This is a genomic window from Streptomyces sp. NBC_00425, assembly GCF_036030735.1.
Taxonomy (GTDB): Bacteria; Actinomycetota; Actinomycetes; order Streptomycetales; family Streptomycetaceae; genus Streptomyces.
This window is the reverse complement of the sequence record NZ_CP107928.1, coordinates 4,133,489-4,150,375: the sequence shown is the minus strand read 5'-3', so window position 1 is coordinate 4,150,375 and position 16,887 is coordinate 4,133,489. Positions and strand designations below refer to the sequence as shown.

At 72.0% G+C, this 16,887-nt stretch carries 13 protein-coding genes; 7 read left to right on the top strand and 6 right to left on the bottom strand.

The features are described 5' to 3' along the window. Positions 1 to 407: 407 nt before the first annotated feature. The 3 genes from OHS82_RS17565 to OHS82_RS17555 all read right to left on the bottom strand — a co-directional run bounded on the left by OHS82_RS17565 (position 408) and on the right by OHS82_RS17555 (position 2,765). Positions 408 to 1,115 (bottom strand): ester cyclase, encoded by a 708-nt coding sequence (locus OHS82_RS17565; protein ID WP_057584639.1) that lies wholly within the window; start codon positions 1,113 to 1,115, stop codon positions 408 to 410. 112 nt (positions 1,116 to 1,227) lie between these two features. Further along, complete coding sequence (locus OHS82_RS17560) at positions 1,228 to 2,001, bottom strand: SDR family NAD(P)-dependent oxidoreductase (RefSeq protein ID WP_057584638.1); 774 nt, start codon at positions 1,999 to 2,001, stop codon at positions 1,228 to 1,230. A 95-nt stretch (positions 2,002 to 2,096) separates the two neighbouring features. Continuing rightward, complete coding sequence (locus OHS82_RS17555) at positions 2,097 to 2,765, bottom strand: MOSC domain-containing protein (protein ID WP_057584779.1); 669 nt, start codon at positions 2,763 to 2,765, stop codon at positions 2,097 to 2,099. Positions 2,766 to 2,844: 79 nt separating this feature from the next. Between OHS82_RS17555 and OHS82_RS17550 the strand changes: the two genes are divergently transcribed. Further along, positions 2,845 to 3,873, top strand: coding sequence for a LysR family transcriptional regulator (locus tag OHS82_RS17550; RefSeq protein WP_328434128.1), 1,029 nt, complete (start codon positions 2,845 to 2,847; stop codon positions 3,871 to 3,873). Between the two features lie 98 nt (positions 3,874 to 3,971). On the opposite strand, the gene OHS82_RS17545 is transcribed toward OHS82_RS17550, so the two are convergent. Then, on the bottom strand, positions 3,972 to 4,301 hold the full coding sequence (locus OHS82_RS17545) for a WhiB family transcriptional regulator (protein ID WP_057584636.1): 330 nt from the start codon (positions 4,299 to 4,301) through the stop codon (positions 3,972 to 3,974). A 381-nt stretch (positions 4,302 to 4,682) separates the two neighbouring features. Here OHS82_RS17545 and OHS82_RS17540 point away from each other — a divergent pair, with 381 nt between their 5' ends. The 4 genes from OHS82_RS17540 to OHS82_RS17525 all read left to right on the top strand — a co-directional run bounded on the left by OHS82_RS17540 (position 4,683) and on the right by OHS82_RS17525 (position 9,565). Then, entirely contained in the window at positions 4,683 to 5,294 is a 612-nt protein-coding gene (locus OHS82_RS17540) for a response regulator transcription factor (RefSeq protein ID WP_003948568.1), read from the top strand. Positions 5,295 to 6,015: 721 nt separating this feature from the next. Continuing rightward, entirely contained in the window at positions 6,016 to 6,603 is a 588-nt protein-coding gene (locus OHS82_RS17535; protein ID WP_057584634.1) for a sigma-70 family RNA polymerase sigma factor, read from the top strand. A 196-nt stretch (positions 6,604 to 6,799) separates the two neighbouring features. Next, on the top strand, positions 6,800 to 8,302 hold the full coding sequence (gene guaB / locus OHS82_RS17530; RefSeq protein ID WP_057584633.1) for an IMP dehydrogenase: 1,503 nt from the start codon (positions 6,800 to 6,802) through the stop codon (positions 8,300 to 8,302). A 138-nt stretch (positions 8,303 to 8,440) separates the two neighbouring features. After that, on the top strand, positions 8,441 to 9,565 hold the full coding sequence (locus OHS82_RS17525) for a GuaB3 family IMP dehydrogenase-related protein (RefSeq protein WP_266726317.1): 1,125 nt from the start codon (positions 8,441 to 8,443) through the stop codon (positions 9,563 to 9,565). A gap of 177 nt (positions 9,566 to 9,742) precedes the next feature. Here OHS82_RS17525 and OHS82_RS17520 read toward each other — a convergent pair whose 3' ends face one another. Continuing rightward, the gene (locus OHS82_RS17520) at positions 9,743 to 10,951 is read right to left on the bottom strand and encodes a nucleotide sugar dehydrogenase (protein WP_057584632.1); all 1,209 of its coding nucleotides are present in this window, start codon (positions 10,949 to 10,951) and stop codon (positions 9,743 to 9,745) included. A 294-nt stretch (positions 10,952 to 11,245) separates the two neighbouring features. Here OHS82_RS17520 and OHS82_RS17515 point away from each other — a divergent pair, with 294 nt between their 5' ends. Further along, entirely contained in the window at positions 11,246 to 12,952 is a 1,707-nt protein-coding gene (locus OHS82_RS17515; RefSeq protein WP_079041653.1) for a glycerol-3-phosphate dehydrogenase/oxidase, read from the top strand. A gap of 338 nt (positions 12,953 to 13,290) precedes the next feature. Here OHS82_RS17515 and OHS82_RS17510 read toward each other — a convergent pair whose 3' ends face one another. Then, positions 13,291 to 14,334 (bottom strand): serine hydrolase domain-containing protein, encoded by a 1,044-nt coding sequence (locus OHS82_RS17510; protein ID WP_057584630.1) that lies wholly within the window; start codon positions 14,332 to 14,334, stop codon positions 13,291 to 13,293. Positions 14,335 to 14,602: 268 nt separating this feature from the next. Here OHS82_RS17510 and OHS82_RS17505 point away from each other — a divergent pair, with 268 nt between their 5' ends. Further along, positions 14,603 to 16,768: a serine/threonine-protein kinase gene (locus tag OHS82_RS17505; protein ID WP_057584629.1), complete on the top strand. Its 2,166-nt coding sequence runs from the start codon at positions 14,603 to 14,605 to the stop codon at positions 16,766 to 16,768. Positions 16,769 to 16,887 lie beyond the last annotated feature (119 nt).

Here is a 16,887-nt window from a genome sequence, read left to right as displayed (position 1 = left end):
ACGGTGGCCGTGGTGGTGGTCGGGGTGGTGGTCGCAGTCGGTCGGCACAGCGCTCACCGGGGATGCGCCGCGGCTGGGGGGACATGGCGGCCGGTGTACTCACGGCCCCACGGGATGAGATGTGTCGTCGGGGACTGCGAACCAGATCGCCCCGGCAGGGTGAGTCCCGTTCGGCTCACCGCATTCCACGATAGGCGATCCGGTCACCCCCCGCTTCTCGGCGCCGTCCACCCCGTCGGCGCCCACCCCCCCGGCCGACGGATCCCGGCCCTGCCCGCACCGGCAGCCGCCGGAGCCCGGCCCGCGATTCGATGAGGCTGGGCAACGCGGCGCGGAAGGCGCCCGTTCCGGTCCGTGGTGAGGAACGGGGGTCTTTTCCCGCAGGGGCGGCGTCGCGTGACGTGCCGTCAGGTCTCCAGGGAGTCCAGCGCTCCCAGTTGGGCCATGAGGCCGAGGCGGTCGTACTGCCACCAGCCTTCGGCGATCCTGCCGTCGTCGTCGAACCGGAAGACGGTCGTCCCGGTCATGGTGACCTCCCGGCCGGTGGGCGCGAGGCCCATGAACTCGCCGTGGTGCGTCCCGTCGAACGTCCAGCGGGTGCACACGCGGTCGTCCTCGGAGATCTGGTCCTCGACGGTGAACGTGACGGCGAAGCCGCGGCGCCACATCTCGACCTGGCGCCGCATCGCGTCCATGCCGATCACGTCCTGCACGTTGGACGGATCATGGTCGTGGTAGTCCTGCGCCAGCAGGCCGTCGAGCGGTGCCAGCTCGCCCGGGGCGGCCACCGTCTCGAGGAACCGCCGCGCCGTCGCCGCGCACAGCCGCTCGTCCCGCACGACGTCGAGATCGGTGAAGGTGGGCATCTCGTCGCACAGCGCCACCAGTTCCTGGAAGACCTTGCCGGTCTCCGGGAGGTTCGAGTTCCGCATCGCCTCCTCGAACGAGGGGAACTCCACGATCTCGATGAAGTGCGAAGCGTCGGAGCGGTCCTTGCCGACCACCGCGTGCGTGGCGGTCCGCTTGCCCTTGGTCTGCTCGACCCACGTGTCCATCAGCCGGTCCATCTCGTCGAACCGGCTGGTCCTGCAGTCGATGAGCTGTACGAACGTCATGACGTCGCCTCCGGCCCCCCTGGATCCGGTGTTCGGACACGGCCATCTTCCCACCGGAGCGCCGACGCCACCCGCCCGCGGGCCTGCCGCCGGGGTCCGCCGGCGGGGTCCGCTACTGGGGCCCGTACTTGCGTCCCGTCCTCGAGCTGACGCCGCCCAGCAGCGACCGCGGGGTCACCTTCACCAGCCCCATCAGCGCCTTGTACCGCGGATCGGGGATCGACACCGACTTCCCGCGCGCCAGGTCCTGCAGCGCCGCCGCGACGAGTTTGTCCGCGTCCAGCCACATCCATCCGGGGATGTTGTCCGTGCCCATCCCGGCCCGCTCGTGGAACTCCGTGCGCACGAAGCCCGGGCACAGGGCCATCAACCGCACGCCCGTCCCGGCCAGGTCCTTCGCCGCGCCCTGCGTGAACTGCACGACCCACGCCTTGGACGCCCCGTACGTCCCGCGCGGTACGAACGCCGCCACCGAGGCCACGTTGACGACGCCTCCGCGCCCGCGCTCCCGCATCGTGGCAGCCGCCGCGGACGTCAGCCGCAGCACCGCCTCGCAGTGCACCTTGAGCATGGTCAGCTCGTCCGCCATGGAGACGTCGAGGTAGCGGCCCTTGTTGCCGAAGCCGGCGTTGTTGACCAGCAGGTCGACGGGCTTCTTGCGGTCGCCCAGCCGGACGGCCACCGCCTCGATGCCCTCGTCCGTCGACAGGTCGGCCGTGAGCACCTCCGCCTCGATGCCGTGCCGGTCGTGCAACTCGGTCGCCTGCTCGCGCAGCCGCTTGGTGTCCCGTGCGACGAGGACGAGATCATGCCCGTCCGCCGCCAGTCTGCGGGCGAACGCGGCGCCGATGCCCGCGGTCGAACCCGTGATGAGAGCCGTTGTCATGACAGAAGGTTAGTGACCCGGAGCGGGTCCGTCCGTTCTCTGCACGCGGCCTCCCGAACGTGAAGGTCGCGTGAGCGCCGCTGACCCCGACGGCGTCACTCTCCGTGCCGCGCCAGATACTTCCGTGCCGCGGCCAGCGTCTGCGGATGCAGGGCCGCACCCGCCGCGAGCGTCCGGGGCAGCAGCTCCCGGTGCGTGGTGACGGCCTGGAACTGCATACGGGCCGTCACCTCGTGATCCGGCAGGTGGACGATCTCCACCGCGTCCCCCGCGCGGATCTCGCCCGGCACGATCACCCGCAGGTACGCGCCCGTGGCCGCCTTCTCCGTGAACCGCCGGACCCAGCGCCGCTCGCCCAGGTGCCCCTGGAAGGTGAGGCACGGTATCCGCCCCGCGCTCACCTCGAGCACCACCTCGGAGCCGATCCGCCAGCGCTCGCCGATCCGCGCGCCGGACACGTCGAGCCCCGTCGTGGTGAGGTTCTCGCCGAACGCGCCGGAGGCCAGCGTGCGCCCCAGTTCGCGCTCCCAGGCGTCGAGGTCCTCGCGGGCGAAGGCGTACACCGCCTGGTCGTCGCCGCCGTGATGGCGCAGGTCGCACACCGCGTCCCCGGCCAGGCCGCTCGCCCCGACGCCCTTCGGCCCGGGCGCGGACACCCGCACGGGGCCCTCGACCGGTTGCTTGTCGATGCCGGTCAGGCCCTGGGGTTGGTCGGTGTACGGCACGGCCGTCGGGCGGCCCAGATTCACGGACAGAAGCCTCATGGCGGCACGATAGGCGACCGACATCAAAGTGTCGACGCATTATTCGCACGGCAACCCAAGACTCCCTTATGCTCGGCGCATGATCGAGGCACGTCATCTCCGCGTCCTGCGCGCCGTCGCCGCCACCGGCTCCTTCTCGGCGGCCGGGCGGGAACTGGGCTGCACCCAGCCGGCGGTCAGCCAGCAGATGAAGGCCCTGGAGGCGTCCGTCGGCACCCCGCTGCTGGTCCGCAGCGGCCGCGAGATGCGGCTGACCCAGGCGGGCCAGGCCCTCGTCCGGCACGCGGCCGGGATCCTGTCGGGCCTCACCGCCGCGGAGGAGGAGGTCGCGGCCATCGCCGGTCTGCGCGCCGGCCGGGTCCGCCTGGTGTCCTTTCCCAGCGGCAGCTCCACCCTCGTCCCGACCGCCCTCGCCGCGCTGCGCGCCGCGCACCCCGGCACCCGCGTGTCCCTCGAGGAGGCTGAGCCGCCGCAGTCGGTGCGACTGCTGCGCGAGGGCGACTGCGACATCGCCCTCGCCTTCCGCTACGAACGCGCGACGCCCGGTGGGGCGGCATCCGACGGCGCGACAACCGGCGGTGCGACGCCCGGCCGCGCGAAAACCGGCGAGGCGCACCCGAGCGGCCCGGGTCCGGTCCGCCCGGGCGGCGCCGGGGACTCCGGCGACGACGAGTGGAGCGACCTGGTCGTACGGCCGCTGCTGACCGACCGCCTGGTGGCCCTCGTCCCGGAGCGTCATCGCCTCGCGCGCACCGGAGCCCCGGACGCCGTCGCCATCGGCGACCTCGCCGCCGAGCCGTGGATCGCCGGCTGCCCGCGCTGCCGCGGCCAGCTGGTCCAGGTGTGCGAGAGCGCGGGCTTCACGCCGCGCATCGACTTCGCGACCGACGACTACCCGGCGGTGGTCGGCCTGGTCGCCGCCGGCCTGGGCGTCGCCGTCCTGCCCCAGCTGGCGATCGACTCCGTGCGGCCCCGCGGCGTCCGGGCGCTGACCCTGGAGCCGGCCGTGCGGCGGGAGATCGTCGCGCTCACCCTGCCCGACCTGGCCCATGTGCCGGCGGTCGCGGCCACCCTGGATCAGCTGGGGAGGGCCGCGGCCCCTTCATGACGGGGCCGACGAGGGAAGCCGCGGCCCCCTCGTGACGGGGCCGACGAGGGAAACGGAGGGCACGCGCGTGTGCCCTCCGTTTCTGAAGAAACGTTCCTTCATGTGTTCGAAGCGGTGTCTCTCGCGCCCGACGACGCCGAGACCAGGCGGTTGCGCGCCCGCCCCATGAGCTCTTCGCGCTCGTCCTCGGTCAACCCGCCCCACACGCCGTACGGCTCGCGTACCGCCAGCGCGTGCGCCGCGCACTGCGCGCGGACCGGGCACCTCATGCAGACCTCCTTGGCCGAGTTCTCTCGAGCGCTCCGAGCCGCCCCGCGCTCGCCCTCCGGATGGAAGAAGAGCGAGCTGTCCACTCCGCGGCAGGCAGCGAGAAGCTGCCAGTCCCACAGATCCGCGTTCGGTCCGGGAAGGCGGGAGAAATCTGCCATTGCGTGACCCCTTGTAGCCGTTCAGAGCGGATACCGTGCCCACGACCGTACAACTACGATCTAAGGAGATGAAAATATGACTCATTGCGAATCTAGCCTCAGACACCAGTAAAAGGGAAGAAATAGGGCTAAATGGGGCACTGCTTGTGATGAAAGCTTGAGGGTCCGTGTGGCTGACTCCTCTGTGTCCGCGCCCTCACGTAGAGTGCCGAAGAATGCACGCAGCCCCGTAACTCTTTCGAGTGACCATCGTTGAGTGTGCGGTGGCGGTTGGAGAAGACAAACGCTCGGGCAGGCGTCCGAGACGGTCGACCGCACAGGTGACGATTTCGTACCAGCCTGGAGGCACAAGGTGACGCGCATCAGCTGCGGAGGGCGGCCATGACATCCGTCCTCGTCTGCGACGACTCCCCGCTTGCCCGAGAGGCGCTCCGCCGCGCGGTCGCGACCGTGCCCGGCGTCGAGCGCGTGACGACGGCGGCCAACGGCGAGGAAGTCCTCCGCCGCTGGGGTGCCGACCGCTCGGACCTGATTCTGATGGACGTGCGCATGCCCGGACTGGGCGGCGTCGAGACCGTACGGCGGCTGCTGTCCGCCGACCCTGGCGCCCGCATCATCATGCTGACCGTCGCGGAGGACCTCGACGGCGTGGCCCTCGCGGTCGCGGCCGGCGCCCGCGGCTATCTGCACAAGGACGCCTCGCGCGCGGAACTGCGGGCGACCGTGACGCAGGCCCTCGCCGACCCCACCTGGCGGCTTGCCCCGCGGCGGCTGCGCTCGGCCGAGATGGGCGCGGCGCCCACGCTCACCGCGCGTGAGATCCAGGTGCTCGAAGGCATGAGCCACGGTCGCTCCAACGCGGAGATCGGCCGTGAGCTGTTCCTCTCCGAGGACACCGTCAAGACGCACGCCCGACGGCTGTTCAAGAAGCTCGGCGCCTCGGACCGCGCACACGCGGTGGCCCTCGGCTTCCGGTGGGGCCTGGTCCGCTAGGACAGGCCCGACCGCCGTCGTCGCCGGGCCCCCGGTGCCGGCGGCGGCCCGCCTCGCGGCTTCGACCGGCGGCTGCACGGCCGCGGTCAGGCCGGCGGGTTCCCGGTCTCGGTCGGGGCGACGGGTTGCGGCCCCGGGTCGACGAGGGTCGCGGCTTCGACCGGCGGCTGCTTCGCGACCTTCGGGCCGCCGGCGTCGAGGCTCCGGCCGGCGGCTTCGCGGCTCGGCCGCGACCGGAGGTTCACGGTCCGGGGCGGTCGGCTCGCGGTTCCGGCCCGGTTCGGTTCGGGGTTCCGGTTCCGGGTTCGGCACCGGGCGATCCCGGGCCGGGCGTCGCGGGTCACGGCGGTCCGGTCAAGGCGTTCGGCGTGCATCCGGCAGGGCCGTCCGGCGGTCCGAGACGGTCGTGGGTGACATCGGTCATTCAGTGAGGGGAGTGGGCTCATGAGCGAACCTCCCTGTTCAGGGGCGGTCCGGAGGCCGGGTGAGACCCCCTCCCGACGCGCTTCGGGCAGGCGCGGCGAGGGGTCCCGGCGGACACCCGCTGCTCGTTTCGCCGCGGATGCCGCATCCTTGAGGTGTGGAGTTCCTCGGGGACGAGTCGGTCGAGCGGAAGGGGAGGGCGCAGGGGATGACATCCGGCGCACCTGCTCATAACGCTTCGGTGCACAACGACGGGCACGGTGCCGCGGCCGGTCCGGCCGCAGTGCACCATGGACCGATGCGCGATGACGAGGCGGTCACTGCCGTGGGGACGATCGGGGCACTCGTCCATCGCGCCGTGGACGGCGACGAGCAGGCCACGCACGACCTGCTGGCGCACGTCCACCCCCTGGCACTGCGCTACTGCCGTACCCGGCTGTCCCGGCTGCCGGGCGACGCGCGCCACTTCGTGGAGGACCTCGCCCAGGAGGTCTGCGTCGCGGTCCTCCTCGCCCTGCCCCGCTACCGGGACACCGGGCGGCCCTTCGAGGCCTTCGTCTTCGCCATCGCCGCCCACAAGGTCGCCGACCTGCAGCGGGCGGCGATGCGTCACCCGGGCTCGACGGCGGTCCCCTCGGACGAGATGCCCGAGCGTCCCGACGACTCACTGGGTCCCGAGGAGCGCGCCCTGCTCAGCAGCGACGCCGAATGGGCCAAGAAGCTCATGGCCAACCTGCCCGAGAACCAGCGCGAACTGCTTCTGCTGCGCATCGCGGTGGGTCTCACCGCAGAGGAGACCGGCCAGATGTTGGGAATGTCACCCGGGGCGGTCCGGGTGGCCCAGCACCGGGCGCTGAGCCGGCTGCGGGCGCTCGCCGAGCAGTAGGGCGGGCGGCGGGGCGCGTGAAGCCGCCCCGGGGAGAGCGCTTTCACCGCCGGTCGGGCCTCCGCTTGAACGGGCCGGTCGCGTTCTCCGTACGAACATACGAAGCCCGGAGTCACGCTCTTCCGTGGAATTCGGGCGGTGCGCTTCCCGTTAGCATGGACATCCGCACCGATCAAGGCCATTTGGGGAAGGTGTCATGACTGCAAACGTCGACGGAGTGCCCGCCAAATTCGCGACCCTCGGGCTCACCTACGACGACGTGCTGCTGCTGCCGGGCGCATCCGAGGTGCTCCCCAACGCGGTCGACACCTCGTCCCGCATCTCTCGCAATGTTCGTGTCAACATCCCGCTGCTGTCGGCGGCGATGGACAAGGTGACCGAGTCGCGCATGGCGATCGCGATGGCCCGCCAGGGCGGCGTCGGCGTGCTGCATCGCAACCTCTCCATCGAGGACCAGGTCAACCAGGTCGACCTGGTGAAGCGCTCCGAGTCCGGCATGGTCACCGACCCGATCACGGTGAACCCGGACGCGACGCTCGCCGAGGCCGACGCGCTGTGCGCCAAGTTCCGCATCAGCGGTGTGCCGGTCACCGACGGCGGCGGCAAGCTGCTCGGCATCGTCACCAACCGCGACATGGCCTTCGAGTCGGACCGCTCCCGCCAGGTGCGCGAGGTCATGACCCCGATGCCGCTGGTCACCGGCAAGGTGGGCATCTCCGGCGTCGAGGCCATGGAGCTGCTGCGCAAGCACAAGATCGAGAAGCTTCCGCTGGTCGACGAGGCGGGCCTCCTCAAGGGCCTCATCACCGTCAAGGACTTCGTCAAGGCCGAGAAGTACCCCCGGGCCGCCAAGGACGGCGAGGGCCGGTTGCTCGTCGGCGCGGCCGTCGGCGCCAGCCCCGAGGCGCTGGAGCGCGCCCAGGCCCTCGCCGAGGCCGGCGTGGACTTCCTGGTCGTCGACACCTCCCACGGGCACAACAGCAACGCCCTCAGCTGGATGTCCAAGATCAAGTCGAGCGTCCGCGTGGACGTGATCGGCGGCAACGTCGCCACCCGTGACGGCGCCCAGGCCCTGATCGACGCGGGCGTGGACGGCATCAAGGTCGGTGTCGGACCCGGTTCGATCTGCACCACCCGTGTGGTCGCCGGCATCGGCGTCCCGCAGGTGACGGCCATCTACGAGGCGTCCCTCGCGGCCCGTCCGGCGGGCATCCCGCTGATCGGCGACGGCGGACTGCAGTACTCCGGCGACATCGGCAAGGCCCTGGCCGCCGGCGCCGACACGGTGATGCTGGGCAGCCTCCTCGCCGGCTGTGAGGAGTCGCCCGGCGAGCTGCAGTTCATCAACGGCAAGCAGTTCAAGTCGTACCGCGGCATGGGCTCGCTGGGCGCCATGCAGTCCCGCGGCCAGGCCAAGTCGTACTCCAAGGACCGCTACTTCCAGGCGGAGGTCGCGGCCGACGACAAGCTCGTGCCCGAGGGCATCGAGGGCCAGGTGCCCTACCGCGGCCCGCTCGGCAACGTGCTGCACCAGCTCGTGGGCGGTCTGCGCCAGACCATGGGCTACGTGGGGGCCGCCACCATCGAGGAGATGGAGACCAAGGGCCGCTTCGTCCGGATCACCTCGGCGGGTCTCAAGGAGAGCCACCCGCACGACATCCAGATGACGGTCGAGGCGCCGAACTACAGCAACAAGTAGGCGCTCGCGAGCGACGAGCAGGCGCTCACGCGCGCGTGAGACGCGACAAGGGCGGTCCCGGAACATCCGGGGCCGCCCTTGTCGTGGGCGTCGGCGATACTGGAAGACGCTGCAACGCATCAGGGAAAGGCCACACACGTGACTGAGATCGAGATCGGGCGCGGCAAGCGCGGCCGCCGGGCGTACGCCTTCGACGACATCGCCGTCGTCCCCAGCCGCCGTACGCGGGACCCGAAGGAGGTCTCGATCGCCTGGCAGATCGACGCCTACCGCTTCGAGCTGCCCTTCCTGGCCGCCCCCATGGACTCGGTCGTCTCCCCGGCCACCGCGATCCGCATCGGCGAACTCGGCGGCCTCGGCGTCCTCAACCTCGAGGGCCTGTGGACGCGGCACGAGGACCCGCAGCCGCTGCTCGACGAGATCGTGGGCCTGCCCGTCGAGGCGGCCACCCGCCGCCTCCAGGAGATCTACGCCGCTCCCATCAAGGAGGAGCTGATCGGCCTGCGCATCAAGGAGGTGCGCGACTCCGGGGTGGTCACCGCCGCCGCGCTCTCCCCGCAGCGCACGGCCCAGTTCTCCAAGGCCGTCGTCGACGCGGGCGTGGACATCTTCGTCATCCGCGGCACGACGGTGTCGGCGGAGCACGTCTCCGGTTCGCACGAGCCGCTGAACCTGAAGCAGTTCATCTACGAGCTCGACGTCCCCGTGATCGTCGGCGGCTGCGCCACCTACACGGCGGCGCTGCACCTGATGCGCACCGGCGCGGCGGGCGTCCTGGTCGGCTTCGGCGGCGGCGCGGCGCACACCACCCGCAACGTGCTCGGCATCCAGGTCCCGATGGCGACCGCGGTCGCCGACGTGGCGGCCGCCCGCCGCGACTACATGGACGAGTCCGGCGGCCGGTACGTGCACGTCATCGCGGACGGCGGCGTCGGCTGGTCCGGCGACCTCCCCAAGGCGATCGCGTGCGGCGCCGACTCGGTGATGATGGGTTCGCCGCTCGCGCGCGCGACCGACGCGCCGGGCCGCGGCAACCACTGGGGCATGGAGGCCGTCAACGAGGAGCTGCCGCGAGGCAAGAAGGTCGACCTCGGCACCGTCGGCACGATCGAGGAGGTCCTGACGGGCCCCTCGCACACCCCCGACGGCTCGATGAACTTCTTCGGCGCCCTGCGCCGCGCCATGGCCACGACCGGCTACAGCGAACTGAAGGAGTTCCAGCGCGTCGAGGTCACGGTGGCGGACTCGGTGCACCGGCGGTAGTCCCACGGACGGATCAAAGAGGGGGCCGGTCATCTCGCTCGGGTGAGATGACCGGCCCCCTTTCGCCTGCTCGGCACGCGGATGAACCGGGGTGTCCGGTATGCCGCCGACCGCCGACCGCCGACCGCCGACCGCCGACCGCCGACCGCCGACCGCCGACCGCGGGCGCCCCTTGATTCACAACCGGTGCGCCGCCCCCGTGGGCGTGGCCCCCCGCGTGTCCAGGAGCAGCTGGGCCTTCACCGACAGGCCCTGGAGGTCGTACGTCCGGTGCTGCTGGAGGAGGATCGTCAGGTCGGCGTCGGCCGCGGCCTCGTAGAGAGAGTCGGCGCGCGGCACCGGGCGGTCCAGGACGCTCCAGGACGGGACGTGCGGGTCGTGGTAGCTGACGGCGGCGCCGAGCTCCATCAGACGGACCGCGATCTCGCGCGCGGGGGCGCCCTGCTCGTCGGCGAGGTCGGCCTTGTAGGTGACGCCGAGCAGCAGCACGCGCGCGCCCCGCGCCGACTTGCCGTGCTCGTTGAGGAGGGCGGCGGCGCGCTGGACGACGTAGCGGGGCATGCGGTTGTTGACCTGCTGGGCGAGTTCCACCATGCGCAGCGTGCTGCCGGGCCGGCCGGCGCCGTCCAGGGGGACGGAGTGGCCGCCGACGCCGGGGCCGGGGCGGAAGGCCTCGAAGCCGAAGGGCTTGGTCTCCGCGCAGCGGACGACGTCCCACAGGTCGACGCCCAGGTCGTGGCAGAGGACGGCCATCTCGTTGACGAGGGCGATGTTGACGTGCCGGAAGTTGGTCTCCAGAAGCTGCACGGTCTCGGCCTCCCGCAGGCCACGCGCGCGTACCACCTTGTCCGTGAGCCGGCCGTAGAAAGCGGCGGCGGACTCGGTGCAGGCGGGGGTGAGGCCCCCGATGACCTTCGGCGTGTTGGCCGGGGTGAAGGCCCGGCTGCCTGGGTCGACCCGGCTGGGGGAGTGGGCGAGGTGGAAGTCGCGGCCCGCGCGGAGGCCGGACGTCTCCTCCAGCAGCGGCAGCAGGAACTCCTCCGTGGCCCCGGGGTACACGGCTGACTCCAGGATCACGGTGGTGTGCGGGCGCAGGTGTCCGGCGAGGGTGCGGGCGGCCGCCTCCACCTGGCTCAGGTCGAGACGGCCGTCGGCGTCGCGCGGGGTCGGGGCGCAGATGACGGCGGTGCGCACCCGGCCCAGTTCGGCGGGGCCGGTGGCGATCCGGAAGCCCCCCGAGAGCATCCGGCGCAGTTCGGCGGGGCTCAGCGAGCCGGCCTCGGGGCCGGTGCGGTAGCCGACGGTGGGGATGCCGGCGGCCACGGCGGCCTGGGCCAGGGGGAGGCCGAGCGGGCCGAGTCCGATGACGGCGAGATCTGCGGGCATGGCGTATGCCGTCCTTCCCAGTAACCGAGGTGGGACAGGTGCGCAAGCCCGGTGGACAGGATGGGCGAGCGCAATGTCAGACTAGGAGTAAATATGACCGTTATGTGGGATTGATCGACTGTGTTGACCGGCCGTGTTCCCCGAGGGGACGGTCGGGTTCCGTGAGAGTTGTCCACAGGCTGGGGCTCGTGGTGGCTGAAGTGGCGCAACGCGGTCAGAATCTGGGCATGGGGGAAACGGACGGGGTCTCGCCCTGACGGGCGCGGCCGGCACGACCGACAGCGGGAGGCAGCGGTGAGGACAGCGACACTGGGGCCGGCGCAACGAGCCGAGTCACTGGCGGCGATGGCCGAGCGTGAACTGGACGTGCTGGTGGTGGGTGCCGGTGTGGTGGGCGCCGGCGTGGCTCTGGACGCCGTGACGCGCGGCCTGTCCACCGGTCTGGTCGAAGCACGCGACTGGGCCTCGGGCACGTCGAGCAGGTCCAGCAAGCTGATCCACGGTGGCCTGCGCTACCTGGAGATGCTCGACTTCGCGCTGGTGCGCGAGGCGCTCAAGGAGCGCGGACTGCTGCTCGAGCGGCTCGCTCCGCACCTCGTGAAACCTGTGCCCTTCCTGTATCCGCTCCAGCACAAGGGCTGGGAGCGGCTGTACGCGGGCTCGGGCGTCGCCCTGTACGACGCGATGTCCATGGCCCGCGGTCACGGTCGCGGGCTGCCGACCCATCGTCACCTGAGTCGACGCCATGCCCTGCGCGTGGCACCGGCCTTGAAGAAGGACGCCCTGGTCGGGGCGCTGCAGTACTACGACGCACAGATGGACGACGCCCGTTTCGTCGCCACTCTGGTGCGCACCGCGGCGTCCTACGGGGCGAAGGCGGCCAACTGCGCGCGCGTCACCGGGTTCCTGCGGGAGGGCGAACGCGTCGTGGGCGCACGGGTGGAGGACGTCGAGGCGGGCGGGGAGTACGAGATCCGCGCCCGGCAGATCGTCAACGCCACCGGTGTGTGGACCGACGACACCCAGGCGATGGTGGGCGAGCGGGGGCAGTTCCACGTCCGCGCGTCCAAGGGCATCCACCTCGTCGTGCCGAGGGACCGCATCAGCTCCTCCTCCGGGCTGATCCTGCGCACCGAGAAGTCCGTGCTCTTCGTCATTCCCTGGGGCCGGCACTGGATCATCGGCACCACCGACACCGACTGGGACCTCGACAAGACGCACCCGGCCGCCTCCAGCGCCGACATCGACTACCTCCTCGAGCATGTGAACTCGGTGCTCGCGGTGCCCCTGACCAGGGACGACGTGGAGGGTGTGTACGCGGGACTGCGGCCGTTGCTGGCCGGCGAGTCCGATGCCACCAGCAAGCTGTCCCGGGAGCACACCGTCGCGCATCCGGTGCCGGGGCTCGTGGTCGTGGCGGGCGGCAAGTACACGACGTACCGGGTCATGGCCAAGGACGCGGTCGACGAGGCGGTGCGCGGACTCGACCAGCGGGTCGCCGACTGCGTCACGGAGGACGTGCCGCTGATGGGCGCGGAGGGCTACCGGGCGCTGTGGAACGCGCGGGCGCGGATCGCGGCGCGGACCGGCCTGCACGTGGTGCGCGTGGAGCATCTGCTCAACCGCTTCGGGGCGATGGCGGAAGAGATCCTGGACCTCATCGTCGCGGACCCGTCCCTGGGCGAGCCGCTCCAGTTCGCCGACGACTACCTGCGCGCCGAGATCGTGTACGCCGCCTCGCACGAAGGGGCACGGCATCTGGACGACGCGCTGACGCGCCGCACGCGCATCTCCATCGAGACCTTCGACCGCGGCACCCGCAGTGCCCTGGAGGCCGCCGAGCTCATGGCGCCGGTCCTCGGCTGGGACAAGGACCACATCGAGCGCGAGGTCGAGCACTACCAGAAGCGGGTGGAGGCCGAGCGGGAGTCGCAGCGTCAGCCCGACGACCTGACGGCGGACGCGGCGCGACTGGGTGCGCCGGACATCGTGCCCCTCTGACGGCCCGCTGACGCCCCCGGGGGCCTGCCCGGCTCGGAAGAACGACGGCCCGGGCCTCCTCGGGGGCGGCGGCTCGGGCCCTCTCCGGGACGCGACGGCTCTGCCTCCGGTCGGGAATGGGGGCGGTGCCCTTCCGTGACGAGGCGGCTCTGCCTCCCGCTGGGAAATGGGGGCGGCGACCTTCCGGGACGCGACGGCTCCGGCTCCGGTCGGGAATGAGGTCCGGCGCCCCGTTTCCGTGCCGAGACAGGGCCGGTCGGCCGGTTTGTTCGGGCCCTGCCCGCGTTTCACTCGAACGGGTGACCCTACGAGGGATCTCTGTTCGGTGCCGGCTCGTTCTACGGGGTGCGAGGGCAGAACTCGGCGGCGAGCAGGGCCGGTTCGAGGCCGGGATCTGCGATCGCCGTCGTGTTCACCCGGAAGGTGAGGACACGCCGGCCGTCGACGGTGGCTGCGGTGCGCACGTAACTGCCCGGGATCCGGCCGTTGTGCCCCCACACCGTGACGCCGCACGGGAGCTTCGCGGGGAACAGGCCCATGCCGTACGAGCCGTGTGCGGTACGGGTGTCGAGCATCTCGCGCAGCCGGCGCGGGGGCAGCAGTTCGCCGCCGAGCAGCGCCGCGTAGAAGCGGTCCAGATCGGCGAGCGTCGACACCAGCTCGCCCGCGGCTCCGGCCACCCGCGGGTCGAGTTCGGTGACGTCGTCGCCGTCCGGGTCGTAGGCGCGGCCGTGCGGGGAGGGCAGAGAGACGCGGGAGCCCGGGAAGGAGGTGCCCGTCAGACGCAGGGGAGCGATGATCCGCCGCTCGGCCTCCGAGGCGTACGAGTGGCCGGTGACCTGTTCGACGACCAGGCCGAGCAGAACGTAGTTCGTGTTGGAGTAGGCGAAGCGGCCGAGGTCGGCCGGAGGGTGGGTGACAGCGGTACGGACGGACTGAAGCGGAGTGAGGGGTACGGCGCCCGCGGTGTCCCGGGTGTAGTCGTACAGGCCGCTGGTGTGGGTGAGCAGGGAACGAAGGGTCAGCGCGCGCCCGTCGTTGCCGGCCCCGCGCACCAGTCCCGGCAGATGCGACTCCACCGTGTCGGACAGCGCGAGCCGGTGCTCCTCGGCCAGTTGGAGCACCACGGTCGCAAGGAAGCTCTTCGTGACGCTGCCGGCCCGGAAGCGGTCGGACCGGGAGATGCCCGGGCCCGCCTCGGCGTAGCGGGCGCCGCTCTCCTCCCGGGCCAGCAGGGCCGCGGCGGGCGCGTCGCCCCGGGTGAGCAGCAGCGGGAGCAGCAGGTCCGTGGGCGGAGGGGAGGTGGCCTGCGAACTCGTCGTGCACAGGCCGAGGAGCGCCAGGGCCACCGGTACGGCCGCCAGGCTTCGACGTGACGGCATCGTGGGTCCCCCTTCTCCTCGGCCTCGGCTCATTTCCCGCTGCTCGTCGCACCCATCATCCAGGCCCGGGGCGCACACTCCTCACCTGGTCCGCGCCCCCTGACCGGCCCTCGAACGGCGCGTTGGCCGGAGCGTGCTGCACCTTCTGGCCGGAATACTCCCCTCCTGGGGTGCGGTCGGGATGCGGTGAGGGGCACCCTGGGCGTCGGGCACTTGTCGGGTGAGGGACAATGGAGGCTCTGTCAGGGCGGGTTGCATGAGGGGACGCATGTCGGAGGCGGAGCGGGCGGGAGCATCCCGTCAGGACAAGAGCGCACGTCTCCTCGCCGGGCGGTACCGGCTGGGAGACGTACTCGGCCGCGGCGGCATGGGGACGGTGTGGCGCGCCGAGGACGAGACCCTCGGACGCACGGTCGCCGTCAAGGAGCTGCGGTTCCCGGGGAACATCGACGAGGACGAGAAACGCCGCCTGATCACGCGGACGTTGCGCGAGGCCAAGGCCATCGCGCGGATCCGCAACAACAGTGCGGTGACGGTCTTCGACGTGGTCGAGGAGGACGACCGGCCGTGGATCGTCATGGAGCTCGTCGAGGGCAAGTCGCTCGCCGAGGTCATCCGTGAGGACGGCGTGCTGGACCCCAAGCGCGCGGCGGAGGTCGGGCTGGCCATCCTCGACGTGCTGCGTTCCGCGCACCGCGAGGGCATCCTGCACCGGGACGTGAAACCGTCCAACGTGCTGATCGCCGAGGACGGCCGGGTCGTGCTCACGGACTTCGGCATCGCGCAGGTCGAGGGCGATCCGTCCATCACCTCCACCGGCATGCTCGTCGGCGCGCCCTCCTACATCTCCCCGGAGCGGGCCCGCGGGCACAAGCCGGGGCCGGCGGCCGACCTGTGGTCGCTGGGCGGTCTGCTGTACGCGTCGGTCGAGGGATCGCCCCCCTACGACAAGGGCTCCGCCATCGCGACGCTCACGGCGGTGATGACGGAACAGCTGGAGGAGCCGAAGAACGCGGGTCCCCTGCGGGACGTCATCTACGGTCTGCTCACCAAGGATCCCGCGCGGCGGCTCGACGACGCCGGTGCGCGGGCGATGCTCAACGCGGTCCTGCACGCGCCGGAGCCGCGGTACGCCGAGCCGGCGGACGCGACGAAGGTCGTGCCGCTGCCGGTGGCACCGGACGGCCCGGGCGGCAGGGGGAGTTCGGCGGGCGCCGAGGCCGGCGAGAAGCTGCGTGGCGCGCTCAGGTCCGTGCGGAAGGTCGCGGTCGCGGCGGGGGCGGCGACCCGGTCGTCCTCGGCCCGCGCCAAGTCGGCCAACGGGACGGAGGGTTCCGGATCCATCGGCGTGGGCGAGGCGCCGAAGGGGGGCGCGGCGTCGCACCACGCCGGCGCCGCTTCCACCGCCGTGTCGCCCACGGTGCCGCCTCCGCCGTCTGCTGCCGCGCCCGCCGTCCAGACGTCCGGCAACCCCGCGACGCGATCGGCTCCGGGCGCGGCGGCGGGTTCCGGGGCGGCAGCGGCGTCCGCGTCCGTGCCGGCGGCGCGTTCCGGCTCGGGCCCCGCCGCGAGCGCCGGGTCCGCCCCGGGCAGTGCTGCCGGGGGGAACGGCGAGAGCGCCGGGCGGAGTTCGGGGTGGCCTGTGATGACGCCTCCGGACCTGCCCCCGCGGTCCGTGCCGAGGGCGCCGCTGACCGACGTGGTGCCGAAGCGGACGCTCGTGATCATTGCCGTGGTCGTGGCGCTCGCGGTGCTCGGCACCGTGCTGGCCCTCACGCTCGGCGGCGGTGGCGACGACTCCGCGCGCGGCGCGAAGGGCGGCGCCTCCACGGCGGCCGGCGGCAGCGCGAGCGCCGGCTCCGACACCAAGGAGGACACCGGCGACGCGACGCGTAAGGACGGGTCGGGTTCGAAGGACCCCGCACAGTCCGGGACGTCCGGCTCCACGCCGAGCAACACCACCGCGGCCGGCGGCGCCGGGTCCGGCGCCGCCGAGGACGGCGGAGCGGTGACGACGTACAGGGGCGCGCAGGGATACACGATCGGCCTGCCCGCGGGGTGGGCGTACCGGACCACGGGGGCCGCGGGGGACCGTTTCACCGGGCCGGGCGGGCAGAAGCTGCTCGTCGCCTGGACGAACACGCCCAAGGGCAGCCCCGTGGCGGACTGGAAGAACCAGGAGCGCTACATGGTGCGCTCGCAGTACAAGAAGGTCCGTATAGCGCAGGTGAACTACCGCGGCTGGAACACGGCCGACTGGGAGTTCACCTACAAGGAGGGCGGGACGGCCTACCGGGCCGTCGACCGCGGGTTCGTCGTCAACGACGGCCTCGGGTACGCGCTGATGTACACGGCGAAGGCCGCGGCGTGGGGCACCGACCTGCGCGCCACCACCTGGGCGACGCTGACGGACACCTTCACGCCGAAGAAGTAGCGGCCGTCGGCGGGCGGGGTTCCGGGCGCGAGATCCGGCATCCCCTCTTTGCGGGTTGCCTCCGGCACGTATCGTGAGTGGTTGCGGACCGTACGCATCCAGCAATGCGGCTGGATTCG